This is a genomic window from Pseudomonas sp. D1-36 (assembly GCF_051132205.1).
In the GTDB taxonomy this organism is placed as follows: domain Bacteria; phylum Pseudomonadota; class Gammaproteobacteria; order Pseudomonadales; family Pseudomonadaceae; genus Aquipseudomonas.
Genome location: NZ_CP071674.1, coordinates 2,318,983 through 2,340,264, shown reverse-complemented (window position 1 = coordinate 2,340,264; position 21,282 = coordinate 2,318,983). Strand labels below are relative to the sequence as shown.

The window sequence follows — 21,282 nt, the reverse complement described above, 5'->3', positions numbered from 1 at the left end:
CGGTGACTCTGGGACTGAAAGTCTAAGGATTACGATCTTAGCTTTCAGGTGTGCGGGCGAGCTAAAGACCAGCAACAGACCGAAAGAGTTGACAACCCAGTTCAGCACCGCTTGAATTCCCGGGCGGTCCCGCTCCCCTAAGGGCCGAAAATTTGTACCGCATCGACCTAAGAATGTGTTCTCTCGGCCAACAGTTTGGCATTGCGCTCAAGGCGTCGCTGATCGCGGGGATCGAGACCCTTCGCGACCAGCGCCCTGGCGATATCGCGCAGAGCGCGAGCATCGCGTAGACCTATTTCAGGATAAGTACCGAGCGAAATACGAGGCTGTTTGCCCGCCCAAGAAAAACGGAAGTGCCAGCTCTTGGTGCCTTTCGTATTCACGAAAAGCGCAAGGCCATCAAAGTCAGGAAGGGTGTAGTTTTTGGCGCGAGGCCTGGCGTGTCGGACCGCCGTATTGGTAAGGACCATTGTACTAACTCCACTCATATGGATGAAGGAGGGTTGTACCGTTTTCGGAGTGCCAAGCAGCTCTAAAAACTGATTTATCAAGCGTCGAATTTATGTATTAAAAAATGTACTAAAAATTCGTGGATATTGATGTACCAAAATAGACTTTACTGGAACAAAAAAAGAGGCCGAAGCCTCTTTCTTTGGTTTCTACATACTTCAATGGAAGTCTATAGAAAAATAATTGGAGCGGGAAACGAGACTCGTATCTAGCGTCCTACCCTTTGAAATCTAAGGGGTTTCTTTTCTTGCCGAGGCAGGAAAAGACTTAATTTTGGACTTGTTCCCGGTAGGTATCAAGAGCGAGAGAGTGATCCCGTACGAGGTGATCAAGAACCATTGATATCCCGCGGAGTATTCCCGCTCAAATGGTCTCCTTCTTAACTCAACAGCGCTCCCTTCATCAGCGAGACCGCCCTTTTTACCGATATGACTTGGGCATGACGATAGGAATAATCATCGGCGCCGGTGCAGCAGGTGGCGTTATCAGGCCTTCGCTTTTCGCGACCGGCACACCTTTCGCTTTAATCGCATCGAACAAATGCTCCGTAGCCTCCGCATCTACGTACCCGCCATCGTCTATAGATGCGCTGAGCGCGATCTGTCGTCTCTCTTCGGTCAGCTGAAGCTGCTTGGTCCGTAAAAAAGTGTAGAGAGACATTTTCTTAAGATTCGTTACGTCTATCTGAACGAGTTCAACATATTTCAACGTTTTAGCATCCCACCCCTGTACGTAAAGCCTATTGGCTGTCAGCGCATAGGTGCAAAAATAGTAGGTGCCAGTGTTCGAATCCGGGGTTGAAACGATCAGAGAGCAGCGACCGTGCTGAAGAACGGGATCAGCCACTCCTAAATCCTTGGAGAGCTGCGCCGCAAATTGCTCTCGCTCGTAATAGATAGTGGACCTATCGTATGGAGTTGTATTGCAACCTGACAAAATCAATGCCGAGCCCAGCGACACCCCTAAGAAAAAAAATCGCATACGACACCTAGACCTCATGATTAACAAAAGAAAAATTCGCCCAGCACACATCGTTAGTTTGACAAAGCTCGCTAACTCTAAGCTCCTACTAAAATACTTTATTGTAGTCATACATATATTCTTCATACTCCTCCGGACTCCAAATATGGCCGTCCAAGCGATCGATCATGAGCACCCCGCCTGCTTTCTTCTCTGAGGAAGATACAGACGCCAAGCTAAAAGACCAAAATAGGGGCGGAGCCCGCGTCTGATCCAGACGCCCGGCAATCGCGTTTTGTTCTATCGCAGATTTTTTTGCAACTTCAAATGCAGCCTCAAACGAAAGATTGCTATCTCTATACTCAATAGGATCGCTAAAACAGGATATATTTTGCCGACGCAAATCGGACACTATCGCAACGAGCTTAACCCTATCAATATTTACAGAGAGATAGCCACTGCGCACCGTGCCTTCCTTTAAAAGGAGACTCTTATCAAATAGGCTCAGCATCGCAATTTGAGATACATCCACCTCAGAACATAGATACAAGTCACATTTTTTCTGCATGCTATATTTCCGCCTTCGGACAAAAAAAATACGCTTTCGCAAGAAGCGCAACCCTTTCAGTTGCAACAATTAATTAATCGATCACCAGGGCAGACTGGATCCTCCACCTAGTCAACGAAAACATATTGAAGAACAATAACTCACCTCACCAACGGACACGTCAGACTTAAAGCTCTAATAATAACAGAGGGGCTGGAAGATCAACTCTATCACCTTCGGCGTAAGCCCAAGACATTGAACAAAGTTTTTTCGACACGCTTCGATCAAACGGCATCAACGCCAACAAAAACTGCTCCAACTCGACGCTACATTTAATGCCTTTTATACCAACAGCCTCATACAACTCTCCTCCCAGCCTAAACTCAATGTCATCAATCAAAAAAGCGTAGCTGATCTCATGCGTATTGGCGCAGTAAGAAATAGATAGGAGAACAACGCTATTGCTTATAAACCGAGCAACCACCCCAAACCTCCTTAAATCTCTCATCCTCCACTGCTCTATCCTCCCTCAGCTATTGTGTTCCCCTCTGGCAAATTATACTTTGCTCCAGCTAACGCCAAATCATCTGCATTAGCAAATTCAAAAAAATTTGCTGTATCTTTTGCACCATCTTAGCCAGGCAGAAGATATTTTTTCCTAACCTGCTCCATACAATCGATTATTTCTGCCAGCGGCTCCCCTTTAAGCCCAACCTCTGCCAAATCATCGAGGCCGCATTTTTCATAGGCACTAGCCAAACCCTCTAACATATCCTCCGCATAAGGACTTTCTCTAGACAGCTCTACCCCATATTTCATACCCTCCCTAAATATCGCAGTTTGCAGAACTGCAAATAAACCCACATCAGCAGACGTGCAAAGAGAGTCTGCTTCATCTTGAACATATGCAAAGGCTTGCTCTGGCCGAAGACGAACCTGAGACATAGCCTTTTCATAAAGCCTAGAGACTATCGAATAAATTTCTTCCACAGCCAAATCGGACGCCACTATTACTTCTCCACGGCAAATACATTCAATTGAATATTAGGATATCGCTCGCGAAACTGAGTAACAACATCGCTACAACTTCGACAAACCATTTTCTCTGAAATCAAATTTATACGTCCCGAGGTCTGCGAGCTCGGACCTAGGCGCTGAGCTAAAGTCTCCAGAATTTTAAATTCTATATACATATCTGGCAGATACCTCTCAGGCGTTCCGACATATTTCGACGTAGAAACTTGAGGCTTCAATATCCACGAATTCAAATCACCATCAGGCTTCGGCAAAAACTCCTCGACCCTATCATCAAACTGACTACAAGGCTTAACGCCCAGGTATAAATCCGCTTAGGACGGAACCTTTTCCACCTAAATTAGTTATGTCCATATCTCCTGACCGTCAGAGGTGAGCCATACTACACCCGCCGGAGCGCCAGTTAAAAACCAAAACCCGAAACCATCAAGGTCATCTTCCTCCGGGCAAATAGGCCATGCGTGCTTGAGAACGTCGATCTGCTCATTAACATCACCAGAGAGACACTTACCATTCGAAGCAAGTTTTAAATTACCATCTAGCATTAGACGCCTCAGCACTTCGAGAAAAACTTCTGCTCTTTCCTCATTACTCATAGCCAACTTCGAAAGCTCCACACCTAGGTGCTGCCAGATGGAGCCCATCGATAGACCGAAGGAACTACTTAGAACAACGGGACACAACTTTTCGATATTCATTTAAATTTGATCTCGATTCGCTTGCCAGCATTAATTGATGGATTTATTACATCTATAGTCCAAGTAGCACCTGATTGCTGAGTAGACTTAGAAAAATTTCTCAAAGTAATTTTACTGCCTGCATTAGCTCCAGTGGTTATCATCGCAGCATAAACATCGCCCTTCCCCGGAATCGACTTTACAACGGGCATACTGACAACACCTGTCAACTGTCTAAAATAGTTCATTACATCTGATGTCGTAGTGCCAGAGTAAACAGGGGCACCAACACTAAGCTGAGGATCAGCTAGGAACGTCTTCCCACCTATAGTTAGATTAAAATCCCTTGGTTGAAGGCTTGGGCTATTGTACTGCGATACAAGCTCGCTAATCCGATTATCCGATTGCTGCTGCAGAATCGTCCCAGGTTGCTTATCCGTCAAATCAGGACCTTTGGGGTTCTGCGCTATACGATCTAGTGCATCTTTCTCCTCATCAACTATCGAACGAGGTTCTTCCTTACCACTTTTTACCAGTCCCTTTTCAGTCGCCTCAGCAAGAATCTCATCCAGCTTCTTACCCGCAGCCTCAGCTGCCGCCCCCGTTAGCTTCCCTCCAACCTTGCCACCTGTACCCGCCAGCGAAACAGCACTAATTGTTCGAATGAGCAGAAGCGCCTGCTGTGCAGTCGATACGTCCTGTCCATAGATCGCGTTAAGTTTGGCCTTCAGTTCCGGTTCTAACGCAACGGCTGCACCTTCTCCAATTGCATTACCGCCCTCGCGAAAACTGTCGACTACGCTTTGGGGCAGACCTTTCACGCCCTCCCAAAGCCCCCCCATTACAGCCGCAGGATGTTCTCTAACAGCATCATAGAGGTTGATGGCACCGTCCTTGATCGCGATACCCGAGTCCTTGAGCTCCTTGGTAAGGCCTGCGCTCAGCTCTCGACTGATGCCGCTCTGTACAAATTTCTTGTAAAAAGCCGGATCCGCCGTATCGGCGAACATTTCCGGACGGAAGAGCTGTTGTCCTGAGGCGGTAAACAGTGCCTGTTTTTCCCCCAGGTCGTTAACGAATGTTTTCCCGGCCCCCGACAGGAACGCCAATGCAGCACTGTCATCGCCATCGCTCAAAACGGAACGCCAAAGGTAGTCGGTGTTCTTCAGCGCCTGCTGGCTAAGGCGTTCCATCGCCACTTGTTCAGTGATGCCCTGCGTTTGCGCGAACGTTTTGGCGTTCTCCTCGAGCCATTTCTGCTCGTCGTAATGCAGCTGTCGGTTGTAAGCAGTCGCGTACTGCGCAATTTCTGCGCCCTTCGACAGATCTCCACCCACCGCGGCGGCTGCGACAAGACCTGTCAACTGCGAAGCCATTGATTCCAGTTGTTTATTTCCGCCCACCATGGTGCTGAGCACATTGATAAGCGCTTCGTTCGCGCCTGCTGCCATGGCCCCCGTTTTGAAATCGCTGCCCGTGGCTTCAGCCAGAAGTCCACCCATCAACGCATGGGCCAAGACCTTCTGAATGCTTCCATCCTCGTATTTTCCTAAGGAATAGTCGCCAACCATCTTGAAGCCAACAGCCATCCCCACATTGCTGGCTTGACTCGCTAAAGCGTTGCCTAGGTTATCGGTGTAGCTTCCCCCGTTGATGACTGTATTCACGAACGCATCAGAAGCTGATTTGAGCAGCACGGCTTGAAGACTTGGCAGGTTAAAACCAAGTGCTGCCGGGTTATACCCTGGAGACACCCCGATCATAGCGGCGGACGTCAGATAGCCCTTCATCGCTTCCGAAGAGGTTATGTCCTTGAACGTCGCCCCTAAATTGCCCTGGTTATTGATAACACTCACCGCTGCGTTGCTGGCCATGGAGGTCAGCACGGCGGAAGCCATCATATTCCCCAGGCCCGCCCCCACTGTTGAACCAACTGCTGCTCCACCAGCTACCGCTGAGGCGGATGCCACACCTCCTGCCGCCATGGCGGTACCTGAGCCCGCCGTGGCACCGGCCGCACTACCCACAGCGGCACTCGCGGCTCCGGCTGTTAGAACGGTCACGATAATGACGATCGCCAGCATGGCGCCCTGCCCCAGGCTTGAGCTGCTGTATTTGAACGATTCATGAGTTTCCTTGACCAGCCGCCAATCCACGTCGCCACGCTGTTCGGCGTCCTTGAGCCAGGCCAATTGAGGATCGGCCTTGACCATGGCATCGATGGTCTGGCTGACGGTGTTCCGGTCAATGTCTTTGATATCGATGTTCAAGCCATCGACGGCTTTGATGACCACGTCGCCATTAGCAATCAGCTGACTTTGACGCAGCGTCTCGTCGGTGTGCCCTTTGCCTTTCATGGAATTCCAAGCAAGGCTGGTGCTGCTCTTTTCGTGGCTCTCTTGAACGAGATCCTTCACGCCCTCGAAGATGATTGACCCGCCGCTGTTCAGCACCAGGTCATTACCGCTCTCGAGCTTGGCCACTTGGTAGGTCTGATCTCCATTGCTGACGATCGTGAGATCGCCCCAAGTATTGATTTCGCTTCCAACGTGGGTGACTTTGGTAACTTCGTCTCGTTGAGTGCGTGTACCGAAACTAGTTTTGTTCTTCCGACTGTAGAGCGAGTAATCGCGGTCCTGCGCCGCCAGTAACTCCAAATCGCCACCAGCAACCAGATAAGCCTCGTCACCCGCCGTAATCCGACTCGAGATCAACGCCATGTCCTTACCAGCAGAGATACCTACATCTCCCCCAGCAGTGATTGAGCTTTGCACCTGACTGACATGATCTTTCTGATCGGTGACTCTTTTAGTTTTGTAGAACGAGTGCTCTTCGTCCGCCGCCGAACTCACTGTGACGTTTTCGATAGCCGCCATGGCGATGTCACGCTTGGCCTCTAGCTGGCTGGCGACGATGGCAAGGTTACGCCCGGTGTCGATCGATATGTCGCGACCCGCGATGAGGCGTGACTCAAATTGGGTGATTTGCTCCTTGGTGTCGTTTTTGCCTTTTTCCTCGGTGTTGTGCTCGGTGGCCGAGGTAATGATGACATCCCGACCGGCGCTGATAGACATATCTCGACCGGCTTGCAAGGTACTGCCGATGTTGGCGACATCGCGCCCTGCCTTGATTGTCAGGTCGTTCGCAGCTTCGATCCGACCCGCGCTGTCGAGGAACTCCTGATGCTGATCCCAGCGGCCCACCTCAGAGTCATAGGTATGGACGCTGCGTTCATTGATGACGTCGCCCTTCAATGCAGTGAGGCTGACATCGCGCCCGGAAATAATCCCTCCCGCCTTGTTCACCAGATCATTGCCAGCCAAGAGGTCAAGGCGATTGCCCGCCTCGATCAAACCGCTGTTGACCAGATCGGTGCCGGCAATAGCGGCCAGATTTTCGGTCGCACGCAAGGTGCCTGAGTTGGTCAGATCCTTGCCGGCGATCAGCGAAACATCCTTGCCCTGGATCAGGGCGCCGTTAGCGGCCAGGCGTTGATTGGCGTTCGCCAGGTAGAGCACTGGCACCAGCACCTTCTCGCCATTGACCTCATGCTCCTCAAGCCAGACGATGTCATGGGTCAGCGCCGCGACCTGCTCGGCGGTCAGCGTTACGCCCAGGCTCAGGTTCAACGCGTCCTTACTGGCTACGGCGTTGTTCATCAGGTATTTGAACAAGCCTTCGTCTGTCGTCTGACCATCGATGTAACGCTGACCGGTGCGAGCCAGGACGGCCTGCTGGATCAGTCTTTGTTCATATAGTCCGTCCCCCAAGCGTTTGGCGCTGTCGTCCGGGTTGTAGCCAAGGTTCGCCAGCAAATAATCCGAGCTCATGAACTGCTTGAGTTCGGTCAGCACCGGGTTGGTTTCGATCAGGTATTTGTGCGAAATACTTGTTGCGGTGCTACTTGGAAGTCCCTGAACACGGTTGAGCGTGAACCCGGAGGAGCGAGCCGGCATGACGCCTGACACCGCGTCTCCCGATGTAGAGGTGTCAAACGTGCTGACCTGATTGTTTACAGTGGCTGCCTGCCGGTCGCCAATGCTCAGGTCTACCACGCGAGCATTGGGCTGGGCGTTGCTGCCAAATTGAAGATCCCGCGCCACGGCGTTGGGTAGCGCTAGTTGACGCTGGGCCGAGGTAACGCTGGTGTCGGCCATTGTCCAGTTGTTCGGGCCACTGGCCACGGGAGTGCTACCGCCCTGCCCGCTCAGGCGGAACATTCCGTTCTGACCGGAGGGCAAGCTGAAGCCCGGCAAGGCCAATGGGTTGACCTGGGATTGGCGTAACTCGGGGGGAAGCAGGCTGACAGGGATAAACACCGCTTGGGACGCTGGAGAGACAGCGGTACTGGATGTCTTGTCACCACCTTTTGTTACTGCGGTGAATGGAGTGATGAGGCTGTTGTTGATGGAAGATGTGGCGTTGATCGAGACTTGTCCACCGGCTTGGATGACGGCGGGCGTGCTGCTTAGGGCGCCGGTGACTTCGCGACTGAGCAGAGGCAGGGAGTTCAGCCAGGACGGCGTTTCCAACAAGTTGTTTTTGTTATACGTCGAACTGGAACTGAAATACGCATTCTCATCGTTCAGATGTATGCGGCTGTACATCAGGTACGGTTGACTTGCCAAAGGCAGATCGGTCGAAACCTCATAGTTTTTATCGAACCAGAAAACCTCATTATAGTCGCCAGCACCATCCACCCACGGCACGTGATGAGCTACAGGAACCATTTCATACTGGATGACACCGGGGGGGCTGTTTCCGTAAACGTCCCCATGCCACTCGTATTTAACGGTTGGGAAATCAGGGTTGTTGCGTTGGTTGTAATAGAGAAACTCATCGGTAATCGCAGCGGCCATATCTCCCTGGGATTCATAGGTGCTCTTTACCGAATACGATCCTACTTGGGCAGCCTGATTCTGAAAGTCATCCGCAATAATCGAAATATTTCCCGACGCTGAAATCGTACTGTAAAGATTTGATATTTTGCTTCCCGCGATCCGGATGCTTCCCCCCGCAGTCATCAGCGAACTGGCACTGTCCTCACTGGTGATAGCTTCGAAATGCTCAGTCAATACGTACGTCCCTGACCCGCGAAACGTCTTGTATCTGGTGTCTTCGCTCCAGCAATCACGGAGACAGATAGCATCTAATGCACCCGATACCTTGTTGGACGTGAAAGCAAAACGATCCTTGGTATTTTCAAAAGTCGTAGCCGAAAGCGAGAAATCCCCAGCCGACTCCATGGTCGAAGATCGATTGGAAACCAGTCGCGCCCGGCCCCCTGCGCTGTCAGCAGCGATATCGATCCCACCCAGACTGTAGACATCGGCATACAGGTTGTTGAAGTCGGTCACCCGCAATGCCATGTCCCCACCGCTGAAGATCAAGCCATGATCGTTCAGCAATGAAGCCGCATTGACCGTCAGGTTCTGCCCACTACCCAGCGTCCCATAGTTATTCAAAACACCGGCATTGGCTGTCAGTGCCACGCTGGAACTGATCCGTCCATAGTTGTTCAACTGGCCCGAGGCACTTACCGAGGTGGTCCCGCCACCTGCAATGCTGCCCAAGCTGGCCAGGCTCAGTTGCCCAACGGCTAGACCTAGCGTGCCCAAACTGCTGACCCGGCCATTGCCAGAATAGGTACCGCCCAAGTTCAGGCTCAGGCTGCCGTCACTGGCAATCACCCCATCATTGCGCCAGTTGCCACCGGTGCCCACCAAAGCTGTTGACGCGAGCAATTGTCCGGTCGCGGTCTGGGTGAAGTTATTGACATTGACGTTCAGCGTGCCGGCTTGCAGGACGCTGGTGTTGGTCCAGCTATCAGCGCTGAGTGTCAAGGCACCACGCGTGACGAAACTGCCGCCTGCATTGATGACATCGGTGATGGCGACACCAAAATTGCCGCTCCCGACGTGCAGGATGCTGCCACCCGCGTTGAGCAGGTTGCCCACACCCAAACTCAAATCGGTGTTTGCACTTTCCAGGACACCGCTGCGGTTATCGAACAACCCATCAATCTGGAAATTGGTCTTGCCGTCGGTACCCAATGCGCGGATCTGCCCCGTCTGGTTATCCAGGCTCTTGGCCTTGATCATCAGCGTGCTGTCGCTTTCGATGATACCCAACCGGTTGTTCAACGCACCGGTCAGGTTCAGGTCGATCTGGCTGCCGGCGATCTGGCCGTCCTTGTCACCGCTGTTATCGAAGTTGTTGGCGGTGACGTTGACCTTGCCTTTGGCGTAGAGGCCGCCGTTACGGTTGTCGAAGTTGCCGGTGGTGATGACGGCATCGCCGGTTTGTGCGGAAACGCGCCCGCCATAGTTGTCGAGACCGCCCAGTGCGCTCAGGTTCAGGCGCTGGGCCTGGGTGATGCCGCCCTGGCGGTTGTTGTTCAGGTCATAGCCGTTTTTCAGCACGCCGGTCAATTGCGTGGTGAGCAAACCTTGCAGGCTAGCGATCACGCCGCCACGGTTATCGAGATGGCGCCCCGCTACGGTCACATCCCCAGCCTTGGCTAGAAGGCGGCCGCTCTGGTTATCGATGTCTTGATCAATGGTCAGGATCAGGTCGCCCTGGCTCTGTACGGTGCCCTTGCCATTGGCGAGGCTGTCCGCGTCGATATTTACGCCGCCATTCTGGCTGTAGATCAAACCATCGGCGTTGTTCTGCACCGCGCCAGCGGTGGTCAGAACGAGTTGATCATTGGCCGCGACGGTGCCGCGATTGCGGTTGTCCAGGCCATCGGTGCGCAAGGTCAACAAGCCCTGGCTGGCGATCTGGCCGCCCTGGTTGTTGATCTGTGTGGCGCGCTCGACCCGCAGCGGGCCGGCGCTGGCGAGTTTACCGTTGGTGTTGGTCAAGGCACCGAGCAGGTCCAAGGTCACGGCGGCGTTGCCGATCAGCTTGCCACCGCTGTTGTCCAGCGTGGTGCCGGTGAAGCTCAGTGCGTTTTGCGCGTTGACCGTGCCGCCGACGTTGCCCAGGGTCATGGCGTTCATGACCAGGGTGGCGCCGCTGTCGATCAAACCGCCTTGGGCGTTATTCAGCAAACCACCAATGACGGTCACGGTCTGATCGCCACCGCTGGACAGAATACCGCCGCGGTTGTCCACACTGGCGGTGCTGACGGTCAGCTTTTTCTTGCTCGCCAACGCACCGTCAGCGCTATTAAGCAGCGCGCCGCTCAAGGTGACGCTAAGGTCTTCGTCGCGGCTCGACAGGGTGCCGCTGTTGCGGTTGTCCAGGCTCGCGGCGCTCAGGTCCAGCCCCTTGAAGCCCGAGATCAGGCCGCCCTGGTTGATGACGTCGCGGGCGTTCACCGTCAGCGAACCGTTGCTGATGAGTTTGCCAGCGCTGTTATTGAGATCGCGGGCGACCAAGTCCAGGTTCTGGCTGCTGGACAATTCACCGCCCTGGTTGTTCAGGTCCCGCAGGTTTTTAAGGCTGAGCACGCCGGTGGTGGTGATCAGGCCGGCGCTGTTGTTCAGGTCTCCGGTGGCCGCGCCGAAGTCAATAGCGATGGCGCTGCCCAGCAACGAACCTTGCTGGTTGTTCAGGCCGCTGGAGGTGATGTTCAAAGCGTCGGTGGCATTGATCAAGCCCTGGTTCCGGTTGGTCAGTTGACCGGTGAGTTTCAGGTCCAGGTTGGCGCGGCTGGTCAGGGTGCCGGCGCTGTTGTCCAGGCTGGCAGCCTCGACATCCAAGGCGGCGGCAGCGATCAGGCCCTTGAGGTTGGTCAGCGCGTTATCGATGCGCAGGGTAAGGGCCTGGTTGCTCAGCAATTTGCCGTTGTCGTTGTTCAGGGTTTGCGCAGCCAGGATGAACGCCTGGGCGCTGGAGATTTCGCCGCCGTCGTTGTTGACGCCCTTGAGGTTTTTCAGCATCAGCAACAGTGCGTTGATCAAGCCGTTCTGGTTGTTCAGTAGCCCTTGGTTCAGATCAAGGCTTAGCGACGTGTTGCTGAAAAGCTGGCCGCCCTGCTGATCGAGGCCGGTGACGCTGGCGGTCAGCGCACCGCTGCTGGCGATGCGGCCGCCGTCCTGGTTGGTCAGTTTTTTCGTGGTCAGGTCGAGGTTGGCGCCGCTGCTCAGGCGTCCGGCCTGGCTGTTGTCGAACGCACCGGTCTCAACGACCACCACCTGCTTGGCGCTGATGCTGCCTTTGTTGCGGTTGTCCAGGCTGGCGCTTTTGAGAGTGAGGCCGGCGTCGGTGACGATTTCGCCGCCCTGGTTCAGCAGGGCGTTGTCGAGGGTGAGTGCCAGCGTCCCGGCGCTGGAAACGCTGCCCAGGGTGTTGGTGAGGCTGGCGGCAGTGACTTCAAGCGCGCCTTCGGCACTCAATGCGCCCTCGGCGTTGTTCAGGCCCCCGTCGAGGTGAGCGGTGAGGTTCTGCTGGGTCAGCAGCGCGCCGCCGCTGTTATCCAGCGTCTCGCCAGTCAGGGTCAGGCCGGTCTTGCCGGACAGCAGGCCCTTGGTCCGGTTGAGCACCTGCGTCACCGTCAGGGCCAATGCGCCGTTGGCGAGCACTTGGCCGCCGTCGCTGTTGTCCAGCGCGTCGCCCGTCAACGCTACATCGGCGTGGCCGGATAACTCGCCGCCACGGTTGTCGATCGAATCAGCGTTCAGTGTCAGCGTGTCGGTCGCCCCGACCAGGCCCGCATTGCGGTTGTCCAGCGAGGTGCCAGTCAGCGTCAGTGCGCCGAGGGCGATCAACTGGCCGCCCTGGTTGTTCACGGTCGTAATGTCGGCGGTGACATCGGTTTTGCCGGCGATCTGCCCTGCACTGTTGTCCAGGTTCGCCACTTCGATATGCAAGTCACCGTCGGCGATCATCGCAGCATTGCGATTGATCAACTGACCGTCCACGGTCATGACCAGCGTGCCACGGCTGCTGATCAGACCATCGGTGTTGTCCAGGCTCGCGCTGTGGGTGTCGATGGACTGGCCGGAAACCAGCCCTTTGATGTTGTTGAGCGCCCGGTCGATACGCAGGGTCAGCGCCTGGTTACTGATCAGCTTGCCATCGCCGTTGTTCAGGCTTTGCGCGGCCAAGGTGAAGGCCTGGGCACTGGAAATCTCGCCGCCGCGGTTGTCCACGTCCTGGAGGTTTTTCAGCACCAGGACCGGCGCGTTGATCACCCCCTTGAGGTTGTTCAACTGGCCGTGATTCAGGTCCAGGCTCAAGGCAGTCTTGCTGAACAGCTCACCGCCCTGCTGATCGAAACCGGTGACGCTGGCGGTCAGGGCCTTGTCGCTAGCGATGCGACTGGCAGTGCCGTTGTTGACCTGGGTGGCGGTGAGATCAAGGGTGTCGCCACTGACCAGATAGCCGCCTGAGGTGTTGTCGAACGTACCGGTGGTAACCCCGGTGGCGCCTTTGGCGCTGAGCAGGCCTGCGCCATGGTTGTCCAGGCTTTGGCTCTTGACGCTCAGGCCGGCATCGGTGGTGATGGCGCCGCCACGGTTGACCAACGCGCCCGAGGTGGTGAGTGCCAGCGCACCAACGCTGGTGAGGTTGCCGTCGGTGTTGTCGAGTGTGCCGACGTTGGCGCTCAGGGTGCCGTCGCTGCTGATCAGGCCCGCGACGTTGCTCAAGGCGTTGTCCAGGCGAATGTCCAAACCCTGGCGAGCGACAAGACTGGCGCCGCTGTTGTCCAGGCTTTGACCTTCAACAGTGGTAATGCCCGTGCTGAACAGCAGGCCCTTGGTCTGGTTGATGATGGCGGCGACTTTCAGGCCCAGGTCGGTGCCGGCGAGGACTTTGCCGTTATCGCTGTTGTCCAGGCGCTGGCCGGTGATGTTGATGCCGGCAGTGCTGGAGATCTCCCCGCCCCGGTTGTCCAGCGCATTGACATTGAGTTTTAGCGCTTTGGTCGCGCCCACCAATCCGCCGTTGCGGTTATCCAGATTCTGGCCGCTGACGGTGAGCAGGCCCTGGGCAACCAACTCGCCGCCCTGGTTGGTCAGTTGCGCGACGTTGGCGGTGAGGTCGGTTTTGCTGGAGATTCGTCCGCCACTGTTATCAACGCCCGTCGTCTGCAGGTGCACCGGGCCAACGGCGCTGAGCAGGCCGCCGCGGTTATCCAACTGCGTGCCATCGACACGCAACGCTGCCTGACTGCTGAGCAAACCTTGCTGACGATTGTCGAGCTTGGCGACAGTCAGCTGCAGATCCTTCACGGACTGGACCTTGCCTGCGCGATTGTCCAGGCTGTCTGCCTGGACATCAGCCATACCCTTGGCACCAAGGCTGCCTTGGCGGTTGTCGAACAGGCCGCTGATGCGCGTGGTCAGGTTGCCATCGCTGACCAGGCTGCCCACGAGGGTGTTATCCAGGCTGGCGGCGGTGATCGCCAAGCTCTTGCCAGAACCCAACGCGCCGTTCTGGTTATTCAGGGCGCCGATCAAACCGATATTCAGCGCCACATCGCCGGTGAGCAAGCCGTCACTGTTGTCCAGCGCAGTGCCGGTGACTTGAGTGGCAGCGGCGCTGGAGACTTCGCCGTCGTGGTTATTCAACTGCCCGACATTGGCCGTCAGGTTGCCATTGCTGCTGACCACGCCCTGGGTGTTGAGCAGCTTATCGGCGGTGATGTTCAGCGCACCGCTGCTCAACACGCGGCCTTTGTTCTGGTTATCCAGCGTCCCGGCGTTGAGCGTAGCGGTTTGCCCGGCGCTCAGGGTCCCGCCCTGGTTGTTCAATGTCTGCGCAACATTGGCCGTCAGGTTGCGGCTGGCAATGATGCTCTTGCCGTTGTTATTGAGCGTCTGCGCCGTGACGCTCACGTCCCCCGAAGCATTGCGGGCGTTATCGGCGTTGACCCCGGCTTCAATGATGCCGTTGTTGCTCAACTGCCCACCCGCGTTCAGGACAATGCTGTCCCGCGCCGCAAGGGTTTGTTGGTTAGTCAGCTTGCCCTGGGTCTGGGCGTTCAGGGTCGTGCCAGCATAGACCGGTCCCTGGGCATCAAGGCTCGCGGCTTTGACATTGACCGCCCCGCTGGCCGAGGTCTCGGCCAGGCTCAAATGACCATTGGCATCGAGCTGAATATCCCCGCCGCTGGCAATCAACTTACCGTCCAGCTTCACACCGACGCCGGCCTCGGTGCCCACCAGTTTGATGGCCCCGGCGTACATGCCGCCTAGGGCCGAGGAGTCGATGGCTAGTTGCGGTTTGGTGCTGCCGTCATCCGCGCGGGCGGTGGCGTCGAGGGTATTGGCATTAACGTCATTGCGCCCGGCGACGATGGTCAGGTTCTTGGCCTGGATCTCGGCGTTGATCTTGGCGCTGCGGGTGATGATTTCGAAGTGATCGACGTTATTGGCGTTCAGGCCCGCGCCTTCAATCGTGACGCTGCCCTGGTCCACCTGATAGCGACTCAACTGGCCGTTTTCCACCACCGGTTTGCCGGTGCTCAAGGTCACTTTCGGACTGTTGATAAAGCCGCAACCGTTGCAGGTGATGCCGTAAGGGTTGGCAACGATGACGTGGGCCGACTGCCCCGCCACTTCGGTGTAGCCGCGCAACTGGCTGGGGTTGCCGCCGTTGACTTCGTTGAGGATGGTGGTGGCGGCTGAACCCTGGAGGTTCGGGTTGCCAAGGATGATTCCGCCCAGTTGCGTGGACTGCGTGCGGGCGGTGGCGTTGTTGAGGATCACGCCGTTGCTGCCGACGTTGTAATCCTGGAATTGGTTATGGGACAGGCCGCTGCCGTTGGGCTTGGCGATATTGACGATGGGCACGCCGTTGCCCGCCCGGTCCAGGCCGGTGCCCGGCGCGCTGACGACGATGCCGTCGGCCTGGGCCCACATGGGCTGCCAGAACATGACGTTGGCCAACAGGAACGCCAGGCCGCGCTTGGGCATGCCGAGAAACCGCTCGCGGTTTTTCAGGGCAGCGGAAGGTTGGCGGGCCAGGAAGGCGTATTGGCGGTCGTCCATGATCAGGTCTCGTTGCAGCAAAAATTAGATGGATACATCCACGCGGAAGTAGATCGGCGCCTCGCGCTCGGTCAGGGCATCCGGGCGTTCCAGGGAGTGGGCGAAGATGACGCTGGCGCTCAGGTGCTCACCACGGGCGAACAGTTCCAGCGAGTTGCTCGACATGCGCCCATGCTGATCGCCGTTGTAGCGATCGCCACGAATCACGCCCTGGTCATAACCTAGGCTGGTGCCGTATTCGGCGAACACCGGGCGCAGCCACTCCAGCGTCACCGGGCGGCTCCAGCGTAGGTCGTTGCGCCAATAGCCGCCGCTGTCGCCGGACAGCGACTGATCCTTGTAGCCACGAATCGACGATTGCCCGCCCAGACTCATGCGCTGCGGGCTGAACAGCACGTCTTCACTGCTCTGGCCGGTCATCAGGCTGCTGAAGCTGAAGGATTCGCCCCACACCTGGAACGGTTGCAGGTAACTGGCGGTGGCGGTGTATTTGCGGTAACGGGCATCAGCCTGGCCGGGGCCCGGATCGTTGTCGCCCTGGGCATCGAAGGCGCCGATACCCTCTTGCATGCCCAGGTCCAGGTTGACGAAAGCATTGCCAACCCGCCGGCCATGGTTGATGCCGAACTGGGCTTCGCTGAGCCGATTGCTGCTCACCGCCAGCTTGCTGTCTTCGATGAAGTTGTTGGTGCGCAGGTACGCCAGGCCCGTGTTGAGGGAGGTCTTGCTCAGGGCGTCGCGATGGATCACCCGCTCGACCCGCAACTGATGGTTCTGGCTGTCGCCGGTCTGCTTGAAGTTGAATCCGTTGGCCGGGATCTGCGAGCGGTACTCGCTCTGGCTGTAGGTGTAACTGACGTTCCACCAGCCAAACGGCAGGTTGTAATAGAGCATGGCGTTGCGGGAGGTGTGCTGGTGGTCGGTCATCGCGTCGTGACCGCCGCGCAACATCAACTGATCGGCCAGGCCCAACGGGCTGTCCCACTCGAAACTGCTGCCCCACTGCTGCTCGCCGGTGCTGCGCTGGCCGTCGTTGCTGCGCGACAGTCCGGCGCGCCAAGGCTTTTTCGGTTCGTTGGTAACGCGCACCTCACTGCCGCCGACGTTCTGGCCGGGAGTCAGCTCCATCTTTGCCTGATTCGACGGCAGGCGATTGAGCTGATCGACCATCTGCTCGATCTCCCGCAGGTTGACCCAGTCACCGGCCTTGCCGGGAAAGGCCATCGCCAACTCGCGGTCCGACAGTTTGCTGTTCTCGGCGCCCTTGAGGCCTTCGAGCCGCCCTTCCACCACCAACACGCTCAAATGCCCGCTGGACAGGTCTTGTTGCGGCAGATAAGCGCGGCTGGTGACCAGGCCTTTTTCGATGTAGTGGTCGGTGATGACCTTAAGCAACTCGTTGAGCTGCGGCACGCCCAGGCATTGGTCGATGTAAGGCTTGAGCAGGTGCTCACGTTCGCCGGCGGAAAGACTGTCGGCTCCCTTGAGTTCGATGGTCTTGATGGGGAAGCAACGGGTATCGGCAGGTGCTGTCGGCTGTGTCGGCTTGGCCTCCTTGCCGGGCAGGTCCTTGAGTTCCTCCAGGCGACGGCGCTGCTCTTCAAGCAAGCGATTCTGGCGTTCGCGGATCAAGTCCGTGTCGCCTGGCGTGGGGGCGGCGTGAGCCAGCGAGAGTGGAGAAAGGCACAGCAGCGCTAGACACAACCTAGCTACGACAAGTAAACACATGATCATCCCTGGTCGTGGCTTTTTGATATCACGACGGAAAGGCATGCTAGGCATTTGCCTGATAACTTCAATTACAGTTGCGTGAAATATTTATTTCGGTTCTAGCCGAAAAAAAGCCAATCTGTGCTCCAACGAAGCCTTTACCACCCAATCAGGGATCTCATCCAACTACCAACAAAAGCGCAACTTCACGATCAAGGTGGATACTACGCCACCACACTTCACAAGCTGAGGCACTGGACCGGACACCAGGCTCGGGGGAAGCGTGAAGGCGCAAGATATTCCGTGGGTTCAAACCGACTACTCCAGGGAAGTCATCAACAAGGCGTTCGTTTCACCGTCATGCGTGAATAAGCGTCAGGCGCATTCATCTCAACGTCACCACTCGATGTAAAGCTGGTCTCAACCTAAAAATGCCAGGGCACTGCGTACGCCCAAGGACTGCCAATGAGACTTGCCACGTACAACGTCGAAAACCTCTTCAACCGCGCCGCAATAATGAACCTTGACGGATGGGCAGAAGGTAAACCGACATTGGAGCGCTTCGCAAAACTCAATGGATTGCTGAGTCAAGAAACCTATTCAGCAGCGGATAAGCGACTCATGGTGCGTTTACTAGGCGAGCTAGGACTTAGCCGCTCAGACCAAGGACCTTTCACCTTGCTTCGACAAAATCGCGGCAGCTTGGTCAAACGATCCCGCAACGGGGAAATAACAATTGTTGCCAATGGGCGATCCGATTGGGTCGGCTCGCTGGAATTGGTTCAGGCGCCTGTTGACGAGGAAGCCATGCGTAACACCGCCAGGGTCATGATTGATTTGAAAGCCGATGTACTGGCGGTGGTAGAAGCAGAAAGCAGACCAGCGCTACGCGACTTCAACACTGAGATCATCGGTGGGCTAGGCGGTGACCCGTTCAGCCACGTGATGCTGATTGACGGCAATGACGAGCGCGGCATTGATGTCGGTGTGGCCGCGTGCGCAGGCTTTCCAATTGGAACCATGCGCAGCCATGTGGATGATCGTGGACGCCGGTCCCCTGATTTTTTCGAGAGATTGCCCAGAGTTTTATCTGGCAATGCCATCCGGTCTCCGATTGGTGTTGTTAGTCAATCACTTCAAAAGCAAAGGCTACGGCAGCCTCTCTGACTCGGCCAAAAGAAGACTTGCCCAAGCCAGTCGAGTGAAGGAAATCTATAACTCTTTGATTGAGCAAGGCGAACAATATGTCGCCGTTGTAGGTGACTTGAACGACACGCCGGACAGCGACGCATTGAAGCCGCTCCTTGGAGATACGACGCTGAAGGATGCATTCACTCACAAGCGTTTCGATGACGGCGGTTATCCGGGAACATACGGCTCGTGCACAGCAACCAACAAAATTGACTATCTACTGCTGTCGCCGGAACTCTTTCTGAAGGTAAAAGCTGGTGGGGTTTACCGCAAGGGAATGTGGCCAGGTTCAAGACCGGTACGCTGGGAGACCTACCCGGAAATCATCAAGAAAGAAAATGCGGGGTCCGACCATGCTGCTGTGTGGGTAGATCTAGATATTTGAGCGCTTTGGAGCTAATTGCTAGCTATCGGTTAGCCTTCGCGGCCCCTAGCCGTTGCGACTTGGTCTCGGTTCCGCTCCAGACATTCAAATATAAAGGAGATCAATGTGACGATGGAGCGCATGCACCTGCCCTGAGCGATGGTTCGAGTGATATAACCCAGCTCGACATTGATTGACGCTGCCAGCGCACCACAACGTCAGATCCTCAGGCAGCTCCCCTTGGACCGAGGAATTGCATCACATCCACGCTAAAAGAGCGCTAAGAGAGTGCTTTCCGAGGGCAACAGTTTGGCATTGCGCTCAAGGCGACGCGGATCGTCTATTTCATATGAATGAAGAAGTGTTGTACGGTTTTCAGAGCGCCAAGCAGCTCTAAAAACTGAATTATCAAAGTGTCGAATTGATGTACTAAATAATGTACTGAAAAAACGTGGCTATTTATGTATCAGAATGGACTTTACTGGAACGAAAAAAGAGGCCGAAGCCTCTTTTTTTGCTTTCTACATACTTCAGTGGAAGCCTATAGAAAAATAATTGGAGCGGGAAACGAGACTCGCACCTGGCTTCTGACCCTTTTAAATTTAAAGGGGTTTCTTTTCTTGCCGGGGCAGGAAAAGACTTAATTCTGGACTTGTTCTTGAAGGGTATCATGGTCCAAACAGGGGGTGCTTCGGGCTACGCTATTTGATTCGACCCACAGCCAGATCGGACGGCAAACAATCTCACACCGCCCATACACGCCGACCTAGTAAAAATTTCTGACATCCGCCACAGAGACACGATCTCTGTCGTAGGGCTGTAGGAGACATCGAAGTCCAGCGACATATGCTGTCGCCCCCGTAAAGCAATCTTGCAGCACCGAAGATTGCAGGACGTCGCCATGCTCATGTCGCTCCCTGTCACCACCTCACCTGCCCCAGATGCTCCTGCAAACCATCGTCTTGCCTTGGTGTGATTCACGGCCGACCGTTTAGCCGCCTCCAACATGCTGCCCGGTTTGCCATGACCTGCCGCTTGAATACCGGAAAGCGACCCACAGAAGTGCTAAAAGCGCGTCTGGAAGAATTTCTGGCCCTGAACAATCAAGTAGAGCGCGACACATCTTGCCGCCTCACTGAAGACAATATGTCATGCCTCTTCATAGCCTTCCTTCGTTCGAATGTGTCGGTTTTGCTTACCAATCTGATTCCGTTGACGCTATGGGTCTGTACTTTGCGCGCCCATACGATTTCGCATCAGGCAATAGTGCCTGATTGTGGAGTTCGTCATGGGTACACTGAATCTACCGCCGCGTCTGAAAACGCTCGGCATCATAGCGGTTATGACTGTCGCATCGCAGGCTGCACTCGCAGCTCCAGCCAACCAACATCAGCAGTCAGTCGGCTTTTACCGACAGATGGTCGGCAACACCACTGTGACTGCTGTATACGACGGCTATATCGATCTGAACCCGAAGCATCTCGCGGGCATGTCGCAGGAAAAGATCCACGAGCACATCCTGCGTGAGTATCAGAAGGCGGCTCCGTTCGTACAGACGGCGGTCAATGCCTTTCTTGTCGATGACGGGAAACAGCTGGTGCTTATCGACTCGGGTTCGTCTGATTGCTTCGGCCCCACCATGGGGCGGATGGTCGACAACATCCGTGCTGCCGGTTATAGGCCCGAAGAGGTTGATGCAGTGCTGCTGACGCATATGCATCCTGATCATGCCTGCGGGGTGACGCTGCCAGGCGGCAAACGAGCCTTTACTAACGCAACCGTCTGGGCCGCAGACCGAGATGCGAAGTACTGGCTCGACGTAAAGCAGGAGGGCTCGTTGCCTGAGGAGCAGCGCCCGTTCTTCAAGATGGCGCGCGATGCAATTTCACCTTATTCAGATGTAGGAAAATTCAAAACCTTTAATGAGGGAGACTCCATCACCCCAGGAATTCAGGTCGTGCCGTCAAATGGTCACACCCCTGGCCACACGTCGTACCTGCTCAGTTCGGGAGACGAAAAGCTGCTGCTTTGGGGCGACATTGTGCATGTGCATTCTGTGCAATTGCCGCATCCGGAAGTAACCATCGCGGTGGACGTCGATCCCAAAGCCGCCGTTGCATCTCGCACACGGCTGTTCGCTGAGGCTGCCAGGGAGCGCTGGTTTGTGGCCGCGGCTCACTTGCCTTTTCCTGGTATTGGGCATCTGCGTAAAGAAGAAAAAGGCTACAGCTGGGTGCCCGTTGAGTACCGAAACCCTGTTACCTTTGAACCCTGAATAGGCGCCCGCGGAGTGAAAAAGGCCATGGTATCTCCGTGGCCTTTTTATTGCCTACCGGCCTGGTA

The 21,282-nt window shown here is 55.6% G+C and carries 10 protein-coding genes and 2 pseudogenes; 3 read left to right on the top strand and 9 right to left on the bottom strand.

Translation table 11 applies throughout. The features are described from left to right. Window positions 1-182: 182 nt before the first annotated feature. From J3P76_RS10605 to J3P76_RS10565, 9 genes and pseudogenes are all read right to left on the bottom strand, one after another. Window positions 183-470 (bottom strand): annotated as a pseudogene (locus J3P76_RS10605) (Arm DNA-binding domain-containing protein); the annotation flags it as partial. Between the two features lie 460 nt (window positions 471-930). Continuing rightward, window positions 931-1,491: a hypothetical protein gene (locus J3P76_RS10600; RefSeq protein WP_434701888.1), complete on the bottom strand. Its 561-nt coding sequence runs from the start codon at window positions 1,489-1,491 to the stop codon at window positions 931-933. An 88-nt stretch (window positions 1,492-1,579) separates the two neighbouring features. Next, complete coding sequence (locus J3P76_RS10595) at window positions 1,580-2,038, bottom strand: hypothetical protein (protein ID WP_434701887.1); 459 nt, start codon at window positions 2,036-2,038, stop codon at window positions 1,580-1,582. A 166-nt stretch (window positions 2,039-2,204) separates the two neighbouring features. Then, entirely contained in the window at window positions 2,205-2,501 is a 297-nt protein-coding gene (locus J3P76_RS10590; protein ID WP_434701886.1) for a hypothetical protein, read from the bottom strand. 149 nt (window positions 2,502-2,650) lie between these two features. Next, window positions 2,651-3,025, bottom strand: a complete 375-nt coding sequence (locus J3P76_RS10585; protein WP_434701885.1) for a hypothetical protein — start codon at window positions 3,023-3,025, stop codon at window positions 2,651-2,653. A gap of 2 nt (window positions 3,026-3,027) precedes the next feature. Further along, window positions 3,028-3,210 (bottom strand): deaminase domain-containing protein, encoded by a 183-nt coding sequence (locus J3P76_RS10580; RefSeq protein WP_434702030.1) that lies wholly within the window; start codon window positions 3,208-3,210, stop codon window positions 3,028-3,030. Window positions 3,211-3,396: 186 nt separating this feature from the next. After that, complete coding sequence (locus J3P76_RS10575; protein ID WP_434701884.1) at window positions 3,397-3,750, bottom strand: DUF596 domain-containing protein; 354 nt, start codon at window positions 3,748-3,750, stop codon at window positions 3,397-3,399. After that, on the bottom strand, window positions 3,747-15,674 hold the full coding sequence (locus J3P76_RS10570) for a filamentous hemagglutinin N-terminal domain-containing protein (protein WP_434701883.1): 11,928 nt from the start codon (window positions 15,672-15,674) through the stop codon (window positions 3,747-3,749). The genes J3P76_RS10575 and J3P76_RS10570 overlap by 4 nt, the downstream gene beginning before the upstream one ends. A 24-nt stretch (window positions 15,675-15,698) precedes the next feature. Next, window positions 15,699-17,402, bottom strand: a complete 1,704-nt coding sequence (locus J3P76_RS10565; protein WP_434702029.1) for a ShlB/FhaC/HecB family hemolysin secretion/activation protein — start codon at window positions 17,400-17,402, stop codon at window positions 15,699-15,701. Window positions 17,403-17,537: 135 nt separating this feature from the next. Here J3P76_RS10565 and J3P76_RS10560 point away from each other — a divergent pair. The 3 genes and pseudogenes from J3P76_RS10560 to J3P76_RS10550 form a co-directional block, all read left to right on the top strand. Then, window positions 17,538-17,687 (top strand): annotated as a pseudogene (locus J3P76_RS10560) (zincin-like metallopeptidase domain-containing protein); the annotation flags it as partial. Between the two features lie 658 nt (window positions 17,688-18,345). Beyond that, window positions 18,346-18,960, top strand: a complete 615-nt coding sequence (locus tag J3P76_RS10555) for an endonuclease/exonuclease/phosphatase family protein (RefSeq protein WP_434702028.1) — start codon at window positions 18,346-18,348, stop codon at window positions 18,958-18,960. A 1,267-nt stretch (window positions 18,961-20,227) separates the two neighbouring features. Then, a complete protein-coding gene (locus tag J3P76_RS10550; protein WP_434701882.1) occupies window positions 20,228-21,214 on the top strand; it encodes an MBL fold metallo-hydrolase in 987 nt (328 codons plus the stop codon). Window positions 21,215-21,282: the final 68 nt, after the last annotated feature.